This is a genomic window from Pedobacter sp. G11, from assembly GCF_003860265.1.
In the GTDB taxonomy this organism is placed as follows: Bacteria; Bacteroidota; Bacteroidia; order Sphingobacteriales; family Sphingobacteriaceae; genus Pedobacter; species Pedobacter agri.
Genome location: NZ_CP034190.1, coordinates 946964 through 965534, shown reverse-complemented (window position 1 = coordinate 965534; position 18571 = coordinate 946964). Strand labels below are relative to the sequence as shown.

Below are 18571 nucleotides of genomic sequence, written 5' to 3'. Positions count from 1 at the left end.
GAATTCAAGTTTGCATAAACATCCACTCATTTAAACTCATTTATTCGAAATTTAACCTTTCCCGGTGTGCCCATAACCGCCTTCACCTCTTGCCGTTTCACCGAGCACATCAACAGCCGCCCACTCAACAGTTTCGTGTTTAGCCACAACCATTTGTGCTATCCTATCTCCATTAACGATTTTGAAATCCATATCTGATAAGTTTACCAATAAAACTTTTAGCTCTCCACGATAATCTGCATCAATGGTTCCAGGAGAATTGACGATGCTGATTCCATGTTTATAAGCCAAACCACTTCTCGGACGGATTTGTGCCTCGTAACCCACTGGCAATTCAATAAACAAACCAGTTGGTACCAATAGCCTTTGTAGCGGTTTTAAGGTAATATCTTCTGAAATTGATGCCCTTAAATCCATTCCTGCAGCATGAGCTGTTTCGTACTGTGGCAATGGATGGTCGGATTTATTGATGATTTTAATCTTCATGTGGGTTATCATTCTTTAAAAAGTGCTACAATAAAAAAGATGATTTATAAGTCTCAAACTTTATAATACTAGGATCCTTTTTTTAGCAAGTTTTTTATATTGTCTTTCTCGAAATAAATTATTCCTGCCAAAAATACGATTAGAATGGCGTTGCCAATGTAAGTATTACGATGAAATATCCAGAAAGATAAACCAACAAAAATGACAGAAATTATGATATAAGCACTCATTGATTTCAGTTTATAGGGTATTGGGTAGTGTTTTTGTCCCAACCAGTAAGAAATGGTCATGATAATAAAGTATGCGAACATTGATACCCATGCAGAGCCCATGTAACTGTATTTGGGAATGAGTATAATGTTCATCACAATTGTGAATACAGCACCTACCAAAGAGATGTATAAGCCATATCTGGTTTGATCTGAAAGGCGATACCAAACTGATAAATTCATGTAAATGCCCAGGCAAACATACCCGAAGAGCAATACAGGAACCGCATTTAAACCTTCCCAATATCTCGAATCAATAAAATGTTTTATGATTTCAATATTGGCAGTTAACCCAAGAAATAAAATAGATAATGCCAATACGAAATAGTACAAAATGGTGGCGTAAGTTTGCTTTGCATTCTCGTTTTTAGCGTGACTAAAAAAGAAGGGTTCGGCACCCAATCTGAATGCAGTATTAAAAATGCTGATGAAAACGGCCAACTTACACACGGCGCCATAAATACCTACATCATGATTGGCAATGCTATTCGGTAAATATTTACCTAATAATATCTTATCAAGATTTTCATTTATGATGAAGGACAAATTCGCAACCAAAACTGGCCAGCTATAGCCAAACATATTGTAAAACAAACTTTTACTAAACTTTAATCGAAGCTCCAAAAACTGCGGTATAAGCATAACAAGTGTAATTACACTTGCAATTAAGTTTGCTACGAATACATAACCAACCCACCTGCCTCTATACCAGCTAGCTAACCAGTCGGCTAAAATGTGATGTTTAATGAGTAGGGGTAAAACAAATATGAATATTAAATTGAAGCCAATAAATGTTCCTATGTTTAGAAATTTTATTAAACTATATTTAAAGGGTTTTCCATCGGCTCTTAACTTGGCAAAAGGAATAACACTTATAGCATCTACGAATAAAATCCAAGCAAAAAAATGTATATATGATTTTTGATCTGCAAGGCCAGAAATGTTGCCATTTAGGGTGTATTTTGCTAAGAAATCTGTGAATACTAATGCCGTAATTAAAAACAATGTTGAGATGAATGCAATAACTAAAAAACTGTTATTGTAAACCTCTTGTTTTTTGTCTTCGTGTTTATTTAAATATCTAAAAAAAGTGGTCTCCATCCCGAATGCCAATATGGGATTGATGATAGAAACATAACTAAACATCTTAGTGAAAACACCATACACGCCTGGAGCAAATACTGTGGTGTAAATAGGTGTTAAAATGAAGTTAAACAAACGTGAGAGAATGGTACTAATTCCATACACCATTGTTTGACCCAGAAACTTTTTATATACTGACAAGAGGATTTTTGGTTTTAGATTTACGATTGTAGATTGGCTCGGCCAATTTATAATTTTAATCTGTTAATTTATTTTACACGATCTCGCTATTGATTGATTTTAGGTATTGAAATCGTAAATTTTCAATCTAAAATCGTAAGTATGCTTACCACAGCAGGTTTTTTTTCACCACTTCGAAATTTTGGAAATTTTTAAGTTCGCCCTCGGTCACTTCTACATTTTCCACTATCGATTTATCCGGTCCTTCTTTACACCAGTCTACAAAGGGCTCCAATATAAACGGTTCAGCTTCTGCTTCAATATGAACAGACCCATCTTTTTCATTTTTCACAAATCCTTTTATACCCATTTGATCGGCCACTGCTTTTGTGCTTGCCCTAAAAAATACGCCCTGCACTTTGCCTACTACTTTAATATTGAGATGTTTCATTGATAATGAGGTTTAACACATTTTATGTTGCAAAGTTACTAAACCCATACGCATTAAATGGTCACATCGTATAAATCTCTAAATGATTTTAATCCCGATAGGTATTCCTGCCAAATTTCCTGTAATATCTCTCTGGCTGGTTTAATTTTATTCAGCATGGCTGATACCTGACCAATTTCAAGTTCGCCATTTTCCATATCCCCCTCAAACATGCCAAGCTTTGCTCTGGCTCTGCCCAACAACTCCAGTAATTCAGTTCGATCAGCTCCCGCTGCTTCTGCCTGGGCGATGGCATCGGCAAATTCATTTTTTAATAATCTTACGGGTACAAGCTTTTTCATGGCCAGTTTTGTATCGCCCTCGGCTGAAGAAATAATTTTATTTTTAAACGATGGGTGTGCCGATGATTCCTCTGCGACAGCAAAAGCAGAACCAATTTGAACTGCATCGGCTCCTAATGCAATGGCCGCCAACATCGATTTTCCACTTCCAATTCCACCAGCAGCAATTACGGGAATATTTACGGCAGCTTTAATCATGGGAATCAAACATAGCGTGGTGGTTTCCTCGCGTCCATTATGGCCGCCGGCTTCAAAGCCTTCTGCAACAACAGCATCAACGCCTGCCTCCTGAGCTTTTAATGCGAACTTGGTGTTTGCTATGACATGAACTACTGTAATTCCTTTTTCTTTAAAAATTTTGGTCCAGGTCGCAGGATTGCCAGCAGACGAAAAGACGATCTTGACGCCTTCTTCCAATACCACGTTAATGATTTCCTGAATATTTGGGTACAAGAGCGGGATGTTTACCCCAAAGGGTTTATCTGTTGCATGTTTACATTTCTGGATGTGTTCTCTTAACACTTCCGGGTACATGGAGCCCGCACCGATAATGCCTAAACCACCAGCATTTGAAACGGCCGAGGCCAGTTTCCAACCGCTACACCAAACCATTCCGGCCTGGATAATTGGATATTTGATATTAAAAAGTTTGCAGATAGGGTTCATAAGCAATTGCTTATTTAAAGAAAATGTGCTCTAAGAGAATGAACAATGATAGTCTCATCCTTAAATTTTCCATACATTCAAAACTACGTAAAACTTATCGTTGAACAAATAGAATATCTTTTGGCTTGTTAAACCAGTTTAATCACTTGATCACTTTCAATTTTAAAATCTTCTGATAGCTGGATAAGGTTCAAACCTGGCTTTTTACCAACTTCGATACTACCAAACAAGCTAGTTAAACCTAAAAATTCTGCTCCGTTTATGGTTGCCCATTGCAAAAGCTTTTCAAAGGATACATTTTTATGTTGCTGCAATGTTTTCATTTCTGATAGAATATTCAGCTGCTTATTACTGGCTAGGCTATCTGTTCCCAGCGTGATTTTAACTTCTTCGTCAATGAGCAGATCAACATCAGGTAACAAGTTTTCGATATACAAATTAGCCTGAGGACAAAGGCACCAATATAAATCCTGATGGCTTTGTTTTGCGAATATGATGTCTGCTTTGCTTGAAACAGTATTGTGAACTAAGAGTGTTTTTTGTTTTTTGATAAATGGCAGCCAACTCTGCAAAGAAGTTTTGCCTGTAGGTTTAAAAAATTCGATATCTAAACCAAGGAATTTATAGAGCGCTAAAAAGCCACCCGATTTATCCTGAAAGAAAACATTTTCATTGGTGGTCTCCTGATTATGAATGCTGATCAAAGCGTCCTCTTTTTCTGCCGCTTCATTTATTAAAGCAAAAAGTTGTGGCGAAACAGAATAGGGTGCGTGTGGCACAACAGAAGCAGCCAAGGGCGTGAACTCGTTTTTTATTCCAGTGGCATACTCCATTATTACGTTTGCCCTTTGCGGATTAAAACCCATCGCCTCTACAAAAGTGTGGTAATAAATTTTACTACGTTGTTTAATTTCTTTCGATGCAGTTTGATTGGAGATATCAGCGACTGCAACAATGCCATTTTCGAACATTTGCTTATCAGCGTTTCGCATGGCCATATCTATTTTTTCGGCATCTGCTTGCCTGCTGCTAATAATTTGCTGTACAAAAGCCACCAAACCTGTACGCTGTGGAATTTGGGCTAACATGTGCGAAAGTTCCAGATGGCAATGGGTGTTGATAAAACCTGGAACAATAGCGCCAATAAATTTCTCAACGATTACATTAAGTTTTTCAACTTCATCTGCGGTAAAAATTTCTTTTATTTCACCGTCGTGATCAACAGCAATTGCGCCGTTTTTTATGGGTAAATTATTTACCGGAAAAATCCAATCGGCAGCTAGGTATTTAAGCATGAAACAAACTTAAGATTTTTGATTTGTAACGCAGCAAAGAAGTAAAATGCTTAAGGAATTTTAGATATGATTTCAATCTACAATCGTAAATTAAAAAGAGCCTCCTATCGGAATCGAACCAATGACCTACTGATTACAAGTCAGTTGCTCTACCAGCTGAGCTAAGGAGGCTTTTAATCGGGCTGCAAGTATAGAAAAAATTATTCTTTTGATAAAAATTTTTTAAAATTTTTTTATCTAAGCTGATGATTTCATTGCTCGTAATCATCGCTAACAGCCATATTGATCGAATATTCCAGCCTAATATACAAGCCGCTAAACAAAAAAAGCCACCATTAGAGGCAGCTTCCTGTATATTTAAAATCGGGATGATTATTTTGCTAATGTCATTGCCGTTTGATCTGCTGTCGTTAAATCATCAGTGATGAAAGATTCAGATTTGCGGCTGGCAAAATCGGCTAATTTCACGTTTTTCATATTGCTGGCAATCATTGTGCTTTCCACAGCTGTACCATTCAATTTCAATACGGCATCTTCTTTAACAACTGTGTACAAACTTGCAGCAGTGGTTTTAATTTTTGCGGTAGCGCTCTGATATAAGAACAATTGCAGGTTTTTTACTGCAAAATTATTACTTGTAACCACCATCGATTGGCCATAAGCTTCCACTCGTTCGAGGTCTTTAACGGTGATATTCACTGTAACTTGTTGCGACTCCATTGACTGGATGTAAAGCGTATGTCCGTTACTAAATACCGAAGTTTTAGTAGCATCATAATTTTCAGAACCTTTAATGTGCTCTTGATCACCCTGTGTTAATACTACTTTTACATTTCCGCTTACCCAAATGCGTTTTACATTTTTAACGGATGTAGTTTTTGCCAGCGGAGCTGAATCGGCCGCATATGTGGTGGCTACTGATGAAGCAAATAATACTACTGTTAATGCTGTTGCGAATAATGTTTTGGCTAATGTTTTCATGACTTTATATTTTAAGTTTCTTAATGTTTTCTGATAATAAGACGGCAACAGGTACCAAACGTTTCAGTCAGAAACGCGGTAATATACCAGTAGCGTAAGCCTGTAGACCAACGCCTGTAATTTCTCGACGAAAAAGTGTTGGTAAAGGAAAGATCTTAATAAAACAGTAGCCTGAAATACTCTCAAATCTATTCAAAGGGAGAAAAACTTGTAGTAATTACCCCCAATGTGTGGAGAAAGTCTACAACTAAAGAATTTTGGCACATCTTTAATCTACTGAAAATAAATGAATTAAGCTTTTGTGCCCGCTTTGGCACCATTATGAAACCATAGCAAGTATTGTTACAAACATTAAATTTTAAAATCATACTATGAAAAAGTTCATTTTATCAGCTACATTTTTAGCGTTCGCAGGATTCTCAGCAGTACAAGCAAGTGAAGTAAATACAATTAAAAATACTGCAATTGTTGCAGTTCAAGATAGCGCAGTTAAAACTCCAGTTAAACTGGAGGAATTACCCGAGCCAGTTACAACAGCATTAAAATCTGACGCTTATAAAGGTTGGGAAGCTACTGAAGCCTGGGCTGTTAAAGAAGGTACAAAAGAATACTACCTTATCAATGTTAAAAAAGAAGCAGAAACTGGTTCTGTGAAAATTGATAAAGACGGTAAACCAGTTCAATAATAATCGCCTTTAAAGGCATAATTAACCAAAGCGTGGCTTCGGCTGCGCTTTAAATCAAGTAGAACCACGAAATTGTTTCGGCAGTTTCATTTTAAATCAAAATACCATGAAAAAGTTAATTTTATCAGCTGCGTTTTTAGCCTTTGCAGGTTTCTCAGCAGTACAAGCAAGTGAAGTAAATACAATTAAAAATGCTGCAATTGTTGCAGTTCAAGATAGTGCAGTAAAAACTCCAGTGAAATTGGAAGAATTACCTGAGCCAGTTACAACAGCATTAAAATCTGATGCTTATAAAGGTTGGACTGCAACCGAAGCCTGGTCGGTAAAAGAGGGCACAAAAGAATATTACCTTATCAATGTTAAAAAAGAAGCAGAAACAGGTTCTGTAAAAATTGATAAAGACGGTAAACCGGTTCAATAATCCCCAAATATTACATCTACCTAGTATAAGAAAAGCCAGTTTTTAACTGGCTTTTCTTATTTTTGTTGTATGGCGAAAATCCTGATTTTAGAAGACGATACAACATTTGCTCAATTACTTGAAGGTTTTTTAACTAAAAACGACCATGCGGTTACGCTCGTAACCCATATTAAGCAATCTTTTAAACTCATTGAAAGTGAAGCGTTTGATTTGTTTCTGATTGATTATCGCCTGCCCGACGGAATTGGTTTTGAGGTAATTACACATTCCAGAAATCTGGGGCTTTCTACGCCTATCATCATCATGACCAGTTTTAACGATGTTCGAACAGCAGTGAAATCCATGCAAATGGGGGCCTTTGATTACATTACAAAACCTGTAAATCCGGATGAACTTTTGATGGTGATTAAAAATTCACTCAGCAAAAAAGATCATAAAGAAATTAAAATTGAAGCAACAGATACCGATTTTATAAAAGGTAAAAGCGCTACGGCAGATAGGCTCTATGAACATATTGCTTTGGTTGCGCCAACAGATATGTCGGTTATTATACAGGGCGAAAGTGGAACGGGAAAGGAATTTGCGGCCAGAACCCTGCATCAACAAAGTAAACGGGCCGATAAACCTTTCGTTGCAATTGATTGCGGGGCGCTATCAAAAGATCTGGCAGCAAGTGAGTTGTTCGGGCATGTAAAGGGAGCTTTTACAGGTGCTTTAAATGATAAAAAGGGCCAGTTTGAAGCCGCAAACGGCGGAACATTGTTTTTAGATGAGGTTGGAAATTTAAGTTACGAAGTGCAAATTAAACTACTCCGAGCTTTGCAGGAAAGGGTAATCCAGCCTTTGGGCAGTACCAAACAAGTTGCTGTTGATGTCCGGATTGTCGCGGCGACAAATGATGATTTACTGAACAGTATTTCGGGTGGAGAATTTAGGGAAGACCTGTATCACCGTTTAAATGAATTTAAAATTCAATTGCCAGCTTTGCGAGATCGGGGCGGCGATTTGGAACTGTTTATCAACCACTTTATTACATTATCAAACCGCGATTTAGATCGCAATGTAAAGAGCGTTTCTACCGAAGCAAAATCATTGTTGTTAAATTATGACTGGCCGGGTAACCTGCGTGAATTAAGCAATGTGATTAAAAGAATGGTTTTGCTAACACCTAGTGATGTAGCCCAGGTATCGGCGTTGCCTGATGAAATGATGATTTCGGTAAACCAGCAAACGCTACCCGGAAGTTCATCAGATTTAAAAGCCGTTAACGAACAAAACGAAAAGACGTTAATTGCCGAAACCTTGATTAAAGCAAAACATAATAAATCTAAGGCCGCCAAAATGCTAAACATCGACCGCAAAACGCTTTATGCGAAGATGGAGCGATACGGCATTGAATAATGATATCATGCATTGTCTACCCTTAGATTAGATGATGATGAGCAAGGGCAAATTATTTTTCCCCAATCGGTTCCATCTCTTCCATCACCTGAATTAGAGCATCGAGTTTTTTCAATTGATTTAAAACTTCGTACTTAATTTCGGCAAGTAATCCTCTTTCGGCAATTTCAATTTCTAGTGTTCTGAAATCGTGGGCTAATGTTTTAGAACCCATTTGCGCAGTTCTACCTGCAAGGCGATGTACGATCAACCGGCTTTTATCCTGATTACCTTCATCCAAATGTTTTTTCAACTCCGCAGCATCTTCGATACAGTCATGTTTAAATCTGTTCAGGATTTTTTCGAGCATTTGCTGATCACCAAAAGTCATTTTTTCAATGGAAGAAAAATCGAATTCTGGTTGCGCTGATAAAATTTCAGTTTTTTCAAAAATAGAAAGGAGATCTGCAGCCTGGAATGGTTTCATAATTAAGCCGTCGAAACCCTCACTTAATACCATTTCACGTTCTTCTGGTAAAACCTGGGCTGTAATGGCATAAAATTTCACATTTGCAGGAAGTTTTTTCTTCAACAGATGGCAAAGTTCAATGCCGGTCATCTCGGGCAGGCGCATATCAACCAATACATATTTCAAATCCGGAACAGGGGTTTGATGTAAAATGTCTGCCACTTGATTAAAGGTTTTATACGGGATTTTATTGCGCTCGAAAATCAATCCACATAAATCGAGAATAAGTTGGTCATCATCAATTACCCAAACTGTTCCCGGGTTAACAATAGCATAATGGCTAAGATCAAGCGGGTCGATGATACGTTCTGAGGTTTCCTGATAGGTTAGATAAATATTAAATGTAGTACCTTTTCCGGGTTTGCTTTTAACATGGATCCTTCCACCCTGTGCCTCAATGAGTGATTTCACGATGGGCAGACCTAATCCGGTACCCGTTTGGTTAAGCACATATTGCTCAGGAGATTCAATTTGCTCAAATTCATTGAATATTCTGGTCATGTCTTTCTCTTCGAAACCAATGCCGGTATCTTTTATAGTGAAATGGAAATGGAGATTATCCATTTGTTTCTTGCAGGAAACATTTAAGTTAATTTCTCCTTTTAGAGTGAATTTGACAGCATTTCCTAATAAATTGAAAAGAATCTGCTTTAACCGGAAAGCATCGCCTTTCACCACTTCTACATCACCCAAATCTAAATGAGTAACCAGTCGCAATGATTTTTTTTCTGCCAGCGGGCGAACAACCGCCGTAACTTCATCGAGAATTTTTCGCACACTAAAGGCTTGGTTATTGAAACTGAATTCGCCTGAAATGATGCGGTTATAATCGAGTACCTCATTCACAATTTGCAATAAATGGATGGATGATTGATAGATGGCATCAATATCTTTTTTCTTAGGATGATCTTGTTGTGAAATCACCTCTGCATAGCCTAGAATAGACTGAAGCGGCGTTCTTATCTCATGGCTCATGTTCGATAAAAAACGCTGTTTGGCTTTTCCATGATATTCTGCTTCATCTTTTGCCAGCTCCAACTCGCGGCGATAGCGATTACTTTTGGTAATATCGGCCAGGATAAGGTAAAGCAAAATTACAGTTAACAGAAAGAAAGTGATGATGATGGCGGTAATTTGTGTAATGCCATCATTAACCACCTGCTTCGCCTGAATGCCATTTAAATCTACCTGTGCCACCGCCTGGCCTTCAACCTGTCTTAAAATCTGAAGGATTTGGTTGGTTAGTTTGTTGCTTGCACCAGAAAGTTCCGCTTCACGCCTGATGAATTTTTGACTTTTCTTTTTTTGTTCCAGTTCGATGTTTTTCAACGAACCTGTCATGCTTTTCATAATGCTGTCTTCCGCTTTAGCATTGAGGGTATCGCGTTTTACTTTAAATTCTTCATTGATAATCTTGTAAACATCGGCCTTCTTTTTTCCAAAGAGTTTACTTAAAAAACCTCTGGATTTTTCTTCTTCCTCTGGCGCAACAGTGGTGGTAGAAGTGGTGGTTTCAGTAGTTAAAATCGCACTGTCGGTTTGCAAACTGCGTGATGCCACCAGCTCGTTCAGTTTTTTTACCTCATTAGAAAATGATTTTGTGTTTACCAAAGTTTCGCGGACCTGCAGGTAGGAAACAAATTGCTTATCGCGTTGAGCTAGCAGGTTAATAATAGATTTAATTCGACCCAGCTGTGCAGAATCTCCCTTGTATAATTTACGAAGTGAATCGAGGCTTACCCGCACCCTTCGCGATTCTTTCAGAAAATTATAATCTCCCTGTTTATTAAATGCTTCGTCTCGCTGGAGTTGATCTAAACGGGCTATTTTATGCGATAAATCATTCACAAGCCGAAGCCTGTCGTTAGGTGCCGAAATAACTTCAACAGTATTTAGCATTCTGGTAAACGCAAATTTGCTGATACCCCAGGCTAAAAGTAAAGCAAAGCAGGCAAATAGAAACCCGATAATTACTTTACTTTTTATTGCCCGAAAGAAACGCTTTTGTATTGCGGCTGCCATGAATGGGGAGATTTTATATCCTTATTAAACGAAAATTTTCGACGAATAGACACGTTCAGGTGAGTTATACAAATAATGTACCAATGAAGTTTTATTTTTTAACGATATAAGATCGTAAATGGCGAGTTTGGATTGCCTGGTGCCATATGAAAATTAATATCGCGATTTCAATCTGATCAGGAATTGTTATTATAACCGATTGATAACTCACTGAGTTTTTTGCCCGTCAATTATTGAGAAAAGCCTTTCATAGTCTCCAGTAGAAATAGCTTTGCAACGAAACTGTTATCAATTTCAGTATTAAGCTTAATTTTCCATATCCATAAAAATTTAACTATTTTAACCGAGGATTTGGTAACGTCTTTAAATGAGAGAAGCTTTATTTGTTAAAAAGAATACGGAAAAGTGGCAGCAGTACGATCGGATGCAGCAGGCAAATCCTGATGAAGTGGCCAATCAGTTTATAGAAATTACCAATGACCTAGCTTACGCGAAAACTTTTTATCCGAAATCAAACACTACCGCTTATTTAAACGGACTGGCTTCCAAATTGCATCAATCTGTTTATAAAAACAAAAAAGAAAAATCTAACCGTTTTGTTCACTTCTGGAAAAGCGAACTCCCGCTTCTGTTTCTCGAACACCGTAAGCAAGTTATTTATGCCCTGCTATTTTTTATCTTATCATGCGCAATAGGCGCAATATCTGCTAAATATGATGATACATTTGTGCGCCTGATTATGGGTGACGCGTATGTAAACATGACCAATGAAAATATTGCCAAAGGCGATCCATTTGGAGTTTATAAACAATCGAACGAATTTGTGATGTTTATCCAGATTGGACTAAATAATATTTACGTTGCCTTGTATACATTCGTTTTAGGGATTATTTTTTCATTTGGATCTATCGTTTCACTTTTTAGAAACGGCATCATGCTGGGTTCTTTTCAATACTTTTTTTTTAGTAAGGGCTTAGGCATACAGTCAGTTTTGGTGATATGGATCCACGGAACACTTGAAATTTCGGCCATTGTATTGGCAGGCGCAGCCGGGCTTGTTTTAGGGAACAGTTTTTTATTTCCAAAAACCTATACCCGGATGGAATCGATTATTAAGGGAGCGAAAGATGGTATCAAAATAGTTTTAGGATTGGTGCCCATATTTATTGTCGCAGCATTTTTCGAAAGTTTCATTACCCGCCACACTGAAATGCCATTGTTCTTGAGTATAGCTATTTTGGGCATATCTGCTGCATTTATCATTTGGTACGTATTCATCTACCCCGTAAAAATTATCAAGAAGCTAAATTAACATGATAGGAAAAATCGAATTTAAAAGACGTAGAGATTTCGGCCAGGTAATTAATGACACATTTACTTTTATGCGTCAGAATTTTAAGGCTTTAATAAAAACCTATTTTACATTTTGTGGTCTTTTCGTATTGGCCAGCATGTCTTCCATGCTTGTTTATCAATATAAAATGGTCAATATTATCAATACCATAGGCAATGGAAGAACAGCCAGAGGTTTCGGCTTTGGCAGCATTTACGGGCTCGAATATTTCCTTTCTTTACTCTTTTCGCTGGCAACCTATGCCAGCATGACGGTGGCAATCTTATCATTTATCTCGCTTTATGTTCAAAAAGGGAATCAGGCACCAACTACCGAAGAAGTTTGGGGTTATTTCAAGTATTACTTTTTCAGGGTTTTTGGTAGTGCGATTGTCTTAATCCTGATGTTGATCGTCGCATTTATCTTTTGTCTGGTTCCAGGGTTTTACTTATTTCCATTTGTTGCCATGATGTTTCCAATAATGGTAATTGAAAATGGCACATTCGGCTATTCTTTTAGCAGAAGTTTTAAAATGATTCAGGAAAACTTTTGGGTAACTTTCGGCACTTTAATCGTTGTGTGGATTATTGTTTATGCCTGTATGAGCATGGTGGTTTTGCCAACCACATTGTTCAGTATGATTGGCATGTTTACCAGTAAAACGCCACACATGTCATTACCGTTAAGTATGGCTACAACAGTTTTGCAATCGCTTTGCCAGGTATTTACCATTATACCAATTATTACCATTTCACTTTCTTACTTTAATTTGCTGGAGCAAAAAGAAAACACCGGCTTAATGGAACGCATCACCAATTTCGGGAGCACAGAAAAACCAATTGATACGCGACCAGAGGAATATTAAAATGCACAAACTCTTTTTTAGATATGCTTTAGTAATCCTGCTGTTTTTTCTTTCGGCAAATGCTTATACCCAAATTGTGGTACAGCCTAAACAAGAAAAGCCTGTTGTGCAAACAGACAGCAGCAAGCTTGTGCCCGCAAAGTTTGATAAAGAAGCCATCAGTAATTATAAAGATCAAAAGGAGTTTCAATATGATGAACTTCAGGCCGGGCAACTTTCGCTTTGGGATCGGTTCTGGATGTGGTTTTGGAACACCATAATGAAATTGTTTGCCAGTGCGGCATCCAACACGGTTTCAAGATACTTCTTTATTGGCTTGGGTGTTGCTTTGGTTCTATATTTCATCTTCAAAGCAATTGGCACTGAAAATATCTTTAGCAAAAAATCGAAAGAAGCGGCTTTACCTTATGATATCATTTCGGAGAACATTCACGAAATTGATTTTGAAACCGAACTGCAGCGTTTAATTGCAGCGCAGAAATACCGGCTGGCTGTACGATTGCTTTATTTGCAAGCTCTGAAAAAGCTGAGCGATGCAGAAATTATCTATTGGCAGCCTGATAAAACGAACTATAACTATTTAACAGAAATCACCAGGCCGGAATTAAAAGATGATTTTAGCAGGCTTACGCTTCAGTTTGATTATATCTGGTATGGCGATTTTCCTGTTGATGAACATAAATTCGAACCGATTAACCAATCATTTAACCAGTTTAACAACAAAATTAAATGAGAGGGTTTAAAATTTACTTCGGTTTAGGGGTTGTCCTGATATTGGTTTACCTTGTGGCACAATACAATAAGCCTACCCCAACCAATTGGGCGCCAACTTATTTATCATCTGATAAAATTCCTTATGGTACGTTTATTTTACATGATAGGATAAAAGATATTTTGCCGCAGGCAACAAAAATCGATTCGAGAAGAGCTGTTTATAACACACTAAAGGACAAAAACTTTAGTCACACAACATATTTCATTGTTGCGCAAAAGGTAGATGTTTCCAAAACGGATTTTGAGCAAATGAAGAAATTCATGCAGGCTGGGAATACGATATTTATTGCCAGTTACGACTTTGGGAAACTGGAGAAAGAACTCAAAATTGCCACATCAACAACGATGTCAGCCGATCGCCCTTCGCTTAACTTTACCAATCCCAGTTTAAAAACTGATGCCAATTATGGTTTTGAGCGTGGGATAGGGACACAGTTTTTTAGCAAAATCGACTATAAAAAGGCAATTATTTTAGGTATTAATAATGTACAGAAACCAAATTTTGTTAAATACAATTATGGAAAAGGTGCGCTTTATTTAATTGCAGAGCCTGGTTTTTATACAAACTTTAACCTGTTAGATAAATATGGCGCTGAATACGCAGCCAAAACGCTCAGCTACGTTCAAAATAGTAAACAAATTATTTTCGACGGTTATTTCTCTGCTCAGAAAAAAGATAGCACAGATGTTTTAAGAGTGTTTTTTAAGCATCCCGAACTTAAATGGGCTTATTATCTTGCTATTTTTAGTCTGATTATTTTTGTGCTGTATGAAATTAAACGCAGGCAACGCATTATTCCGGTTGCCGATCCACTTAAAAATTCGTCTGTAGAATTTGCCAATGTAGTGGGAAGTGTATATTATCACGAAAGGAATAATTTAGATATCGCCAAAAAACAAATCAATTATTTTTTGGAATATCTCCGAAGCAGATACTATATCAAAACCAATGAAATTGGTGCTGATTTTGTAACGCTATTAATGGAAAAAACTGGTATTAATGAACCCTCTGCAAAAACACTGACCAGATATTTTACGCAAATACCAACAATGAGTGAATTGAGCGATCATGAGCTCATCAACTTAAATCAAAGCATAGAAAATTTTTATCATAACACACAGGCCCATGGAGCAAGAACAATTTAATCAGCGTACAGATTTAAGTGCTTTAACCGAAGCAGTAGATCAAATTCGAAATGTACTTGGGAATATCATCGTCGGACAAAAACAGGTTATCGATTTTTTAATTGTGGGTTTGCTTGCCGACGGGCACATCCTGATTGAGGGGGTACCCGGCGTAGCCAAAACACTTAGCGCAAAACTACTGGCGAAATCTATTGATGCCCAGTTTTCAAGAGTTCAGTTTACGCCAGATTTGATGCCTTCAGATGTTTTAGGAACACCAATTTTTAATACAAAAACCGGCGATTTCGAATTTAGAAAAGGACCAATTTTTGGGAACATTATTTTAGTGGATGAAATAAACCGGGCCCCGGCCAAAACCCAATCTGCATTGTTTGAAGTGATGGAAGAGCGACAGGTAACCATTGATGGAGAAACTTACATCATGGAAGAGCCTTTTATGGTGTTGGCTACGCAAAACCCGATTGAACAAGAAGGAACTTATCGTTTGCCAGAAGCACAGCTAGATAGGTTTATATTTAAAATTGAAGTCAAATATCCATCTTTAGAAGAAGAAACGGCTATTTTATTGGCGCAACATGGTTTAGTAAATAAGACTTTAGCCAGCGATGTTAAACCTGTTCTATCAGTGCAGCAGATTCAATCAGCCAGGGCGATAATCCGCAATTTGTTTGTAGAGCCGAAGCTGTTGGAATACATTGCGAAAATTGTAAATGAAACACGCAACAATGCATCGCTTTATCTGGGTGCATCACCAAGGGCATCATTGGCTATTGTGCATAGCGCCAAAGCATTGGCAGCCATCCAAAACCGGGATTTTGTAACACCAGAAGATATCATTACCGTTGCTATACCGGTTTTAGCACACCGAATTTTATTATCTCCTGAAAAAGAAATGGAAGGTTTAACCACCAGTGACATCGTTCATCAGATTATTAAAAAAATAGAGGTACCAAGGTAGATCGTTGGCAGTTTAAAGTTAGCAGTTTTCAGTTGGCAGTTTTCAACGGACAATTTGGAAAATTACCACCTAACAATTAACCAATTAACCAATTCCTACAATTGACCAATTAAACAGTTAACCATTTTTAATAATTAACCATTTGAAAAAATTCTTTCAGCAATATTACATCAATCTATTTCTCAAGGATCGGTTTTTTGCCGCTTTGGGGTTTTGTGTTGTGCTTTTTCTACTGAAATTTTTCTTCACCTGGCTTGGCGACATTCCCGAAATTGCTACAGTTGTGGTGTTCATCCTGTTATTTGTTGATATTTTTATTCTTTACCGGATTCCAAAGGGAATTGATGCGCAACGGTTTACTTCAAAACGGTTGAGCAATGGCGATGAAAATCCCATTCAAATTGAAATTAAAAACAGGTATGGCTTTGGCGTAAACGTAGGGGTTATTGATGAAGTTCCTTACCAGTTCCAGTTGAGAGATAAGGATTTTCGGCTGATTTTGAAATCAGCTGAAGTAAAATCTATCCATTATAACTTGCGGCCAACCAAACGTGGTGAATACGAATTCGGATTTATCAGGGCGTATATTGGGTCGCCGCTGGGTTTCATCAGCCGGCGCTACAATTTCGATGGGGCCAAAGTTCTCCCGGTTTATCCTTCATTCATTAATCTTGGTCAATACGAATTAATGGCCGTTTCCAGGCATCTGACAGAAATGGGCATCAAGCGGATCAGAAAAATCGGAAATAGCAGCGAATTCGATCAGATTAAAAATTATGTTGGAGGAGACGATATTCGTACCATTAACTGGAAAGCCACTGCCAGAAAAGGCGGTTTAATGGTAAATAATTATACTGACGAGAAATCACAAAACATCTATTGCATTATCGATAAATCAAGGGTAATGCGAATGCCATTTGGAGGGCTAAGCTTATTGGATTATGCCATTAATGCAACGGTGGCGCTAACCAAAGTAGCCATGCTGAAAGAGGATAAAGCAGGTTTGATTACTATTTCCGAAATGATTGGCTCAATCGTTCCGGCCGACCGCAAATCTGCTCAACTTGGCAATATCATGAACGTGCTTTACAAAGAAAAAACAAGGTATCTGGAAAGCAATCTGGAAGCTTTGTATAGTAGTGTCCGTGCGGTTGTTAAACAGCGTGGATTATTGGTTTTCTTTACCAATTTCGAAAGTTTATCGGCCTTGGAACGGCAGCTACCATACCTGCAGCGACTTTCGAAATATCATTTATTACTGGTAGTATTTTTTGAGAACACAGAATTGAAAACCCTTAGCCATGCGCCGGCGAAAGATGTAGAAGGCATTTATCATAAAACCATCGCAGAAAAATTTATTTACGAAAAGAAATTAATGGTTAAAGCCCTAAATAAACATGGCATTTTATCCATATTGACATCGCCTCAAAATTTAACACTAAATGTGATCAACAGATATCTGGCTTTAAAAGCACAACAGCGGATTTGATTGGTTTTTGAGCGTTTGGTTAAATGTCTAATTGTTTAAGTGGTGAATCGTTCCTTGAAAACGGCCAATTACCAACTGAAAACTGAAAATCGCCAACTGCTAACAAAAAACTATTCCTCTTCTCTGAAGTACACTTTGTAAAAGTTCATCGATTTATCGTCGTCATAACCCTTTTCAATCATGTCTTTGTTGCCATGAATATAGATGTGAAAGTTTTTATCCAGTTTTAAAACACTTTTATAAGCTCTGGCCTGTTTTTTTACTGCCGATTCTGCAATTTCGAAATGATCAGCAATAGGGCTTTCAAATTCCTCTTCGTAGCTTTTTTTGTAATTTTTAAAAGATTCAATTCCTTCTGCATTACCAATTACCTCATTGCCGAATTCTTCAATGTCGAAGGTTTCCTTCTCTTTAAAATATTTCATTGAGCGGTTTAACAGATCAATTTTATCCGCTTTGCTGATTTCGTAATCGTCATCCAGTTTCTGCGTTACAAAGTTTTTGTAAACGCCTAAAACGTTATTGGTTTGGTTGTAGCTATCATTTCTAATCTTCAGTTTTAAAAATTCATCCTTCCAGTAAACGGCAGATTCATTACTGCTTTTGGCCTGATCGAGTACTACTACTTTGTAACCTTCTTCTTTATCGGTATTAAAAATCAAGCAACCTTTATCTAGCTTATTGATACTTATGGCATCTTGCTCATAGCTCATATTAAAGCCGTCATCCTTTGGGAAAACTTTCAGGTAAGTATCTTTTGTTTCGGATTTGAAAATGCCGATCACATCCAACTGCTCCCCTTCAATTTGCACTTTTTCAAAATACGCTACATACAGTTCTCCCGATTTTATCTTCGGATGATTGGCCACATCATATAAGTATTTAGCCAGTTGCTGCGAATCTTCGTGAAAAAGCTCATTGTTTTCAAAAATTTCATGCGCAAAATGATAAACCTCATTCAAATTCAGGTTGTCGTTCGGATGAAAAAAACGATACACCTCATTTACTTTTTCGAAAGGCTTAAGGAAATATTGCATTAACAAATTGCCCAACACCTCATCATCAATATTTAATGGCGCATCAGATAATTTGTAGTATTCCTCAACTAATTTGTTTCCGGTATGATGGATAGAAAGTTGCTTTAAGTTTGCCTCGAAAAATGAAATCATGGCGGCAAAAGTAAGTAAATAATCAGCGATGTTTAACCAAATTAAAT

17 protein-coding genes and 1 tRNA gene are annotated in these 18571 nt (G+C 37.5%); 9 read left to right on the top strand and 9 right to left on the bottom strand.

Annotation, left to right across the window (positions count from 1 at the left end; all coding sequences use genetic code 11):
* Positions 1-51: 51 nt before the first annotated feature.
* From dut to EA772_RS04190, 7 genes are all read right to left on the bottom strand, one after another.
* On the bottom strand, positions 52-486 hold the full coding sequence (dut, locus tag EA772_RS04220; protein ID WP_010600224.1) for a dUTP diphosphatase: 435 nt from the start codon (positions 484-486) through the stop codon (positions 52-54).
* 68 nt (positions 487-554) lie between these two features.
* Positions 555-2039: a lipopolysaccharide biosynthesis protein gene (locus EA772_RS04215; RefSeq protein WP_210405074.1), complete on the bottom strand. Its 1485-nt coding sequence runs from the start codon at positions 2037-2039 to the stop codon at positions 555-557.
* Positions 2040-2184: 145 nt separating this feature from the next.
* The gene (locus tag EA772_RS04210; protein ID WP_124911359.1) at positions 2185-2469 is read right to left on the bottom strand and encodes an acylphosphatase; all 285 of its coding nucleotides are present in this window, start codon (positions 2467-2469) and stop codon (positions 2185-2187) included.
* 53 nt (positions 2470-2522) lie between these two features.
* A complete protein-coding gene (locus EA772_RS04205; RefSeq protein WP_124911357.1) occupies positions 2523-3476 on the bottom strand; it encodes a nitronate monooxygenase family protein in 954 nt (317 codons plus the stop codon).
* Positions 3477-3604: 128 nt separating this feature from the next.
* Complete coding sequence (locus EA772_RS04200) at positions 3605-4771, bottom strand: amidohydrolase family protein (RefSeq protein ID WP_124911355.1); 1167 nt, start codon at positions 4769-4771, stop codon at positions 3605-3607.
* Between the two features lie 98 nt (positions 4772-4869).
* Positions 4870-4942, bottom strand: a tRNA-Thr gene (locus EA772_RS04195).
* Between the two features lie 201 nt (positions 4943-5143).
* Positions 5144-5752: a GIN domain-containing protein gene (locus tag EA772_RS04190; protein WP_124911353.1), complete on the bottom strand. Its 609-nt coding sequence runs from the start codon at positions 5750-5752 to the stop codon at positions 5144-5146.
* 371 nt (positions 5753-6123) lie between these two features.
* Here EA772_RS04190 and EA772_RS04185 point away from each other — a divergent pair, with 371 nt between their 5' ends.
* The 3 genes from EA772_RS04185 to EA772_RS04175 all read left to right on the top strand — a co-directional run bounded on the left by EA772_RS04185 (position 6124) and on the right by EA772_RS04175 (position 8260).
* Positions 6124-6438, top strand: a complete 315-nt coding sequence (locus EA772_RS04185; protein ID WP_116169013.1) for a hypothetical protein — start codon at positions 6124-6126, stop codon at positions 6436-6438.
* Between the two features lie 106 nt (positions 6439-6544).
* Positions 6545-6859, top strand: a complete 315-nt coding sequence (locus EA772_RS04180) for a hypothetical protein (RefSeq protein WP_116169014.1) — start codon at positions 6545-6547, stop codon at positions 6857-6859.
* A 69-nt stretch (positions 6860-6928) separates the two neighbouring features.
* Positions 6929-8260, top strand: a complete 1332-nt coding sequence (locus tag EA772_RS04175; RefSeq protein WP_124911351.1) for a sigma-54 dependent transcriptional regulator — start codon at positions 6929-6931, stop codon at positions 8258-8260.
* 52 nt (positions 8261-8312) lie between these two features.
* On the opposite strand, the gene EA772_RS04170 is transcribed toward EA772_RS04175, so the two are convergent.
* Positions 8313-10790, bottom strand: a complete 2478-nt coding sequence (locus EA772_RS04170) for an ATP-binding protein (protein WP_124911349.1) — start codon at positions 10788-10790, stop codon at positions 8313-8315.
* Between the two features lie 367 nt (positions 10791-11157).
* Between EA772_RS04170 and EA772_RS04165 the strand changes: the two genes are divergently transcribed.
* The 6 genes from EA772_RS04165 (at position 11158) to EA772_RS04140 (ending at position 17355) form a co-directional block, all read left to right on the top strand.
* A complete protein-coding gene (locus tag EA772_RS04165) occupies positions 11158-12102 on the top strand; it encodes a stage II sporulation protein M (RefSeq protein ID WP_116169017.1) in 945 nt (314 codons plus the stop codon).
* A gap of 1 nt (position 12103) precedes the next feature.
* The gene (locus EA772_RS04160; protein ID WP_116169018.1) at positions 12104-12988 is read left to right on the top strand and encodes a hypothetical protein; all 885 of its coding nucleotides are present in this window, start codon (positions 12104-12106) and stop codon (positions 12986-12988) included.
* 1 nt (position 12989) lies between these two features.
* The gene (locus EA772_RS04155; RefSeq protein ID WP_124911347.1) at positions 12990-13721 is read left to right on the top strand and encodes a DUF4129 domain-containing protein; all 732 of its coding nucleotides are present in this window, start codon (positions 12990-12992) and stop codon (positions 13719-13721) included.
* Positions 13718-14908: a DUF4350 domain-containing protein gene (locus tag EA772_RS04150; protein WP_124911345.1), complete on the top strand. Its 1191-nt coding sequence runs from the start codon at positions 13718-13720 to the stop codon at positions 14906-14908. Before EA772_RS04155 ends, EA772_RS04150 begins: the two co-directional genes overlap by 4 nt.
* Positions 14889-15866, top strand: a complete 978-nt coding sequence (locus tag EA772_RS04145; RefSeq protein ID WP_124911343.1) for a MoxR family ATPase — start codon at positions 14889-14891, stop codon at positions 15864-15866. The genes EA772_RS04150 and EA772_RS04145 overlap by 20 nt, the downstream gene beginning before the upstream one ends.
* A gap of 142 nt (positions 15867-16008) precedes the next feature.
* A complete protein-coding gene (locus EA772_RS04140; RefSeq protein ID WP_124911341.1) occupies positions 16009-17355 on the top strand; it encodes a DUF58 domain-containing protein in 1347 nt (448 codons plus the stop codon).
* Between the two features lie 110 nt (positions 17356-17465).
* On the opposite strand, the gene EA772_RS04135 is transcribed toward EA772_RS04140, so the two are convergent.
* Positions 17466-18524 carry a nucleoid-associated protein gene (locus EA772_RS04135; protein WP_124911339.1) on the bottom strand — a complete coding sequence of 353 codons (1059 nt, stop codon included), beginning with the start codon at positions 18522-18524 and terminating at the stop codon, positions 17466-17468.
* Positions 18525-18571 lie beyond the last annotated feature (47 nt).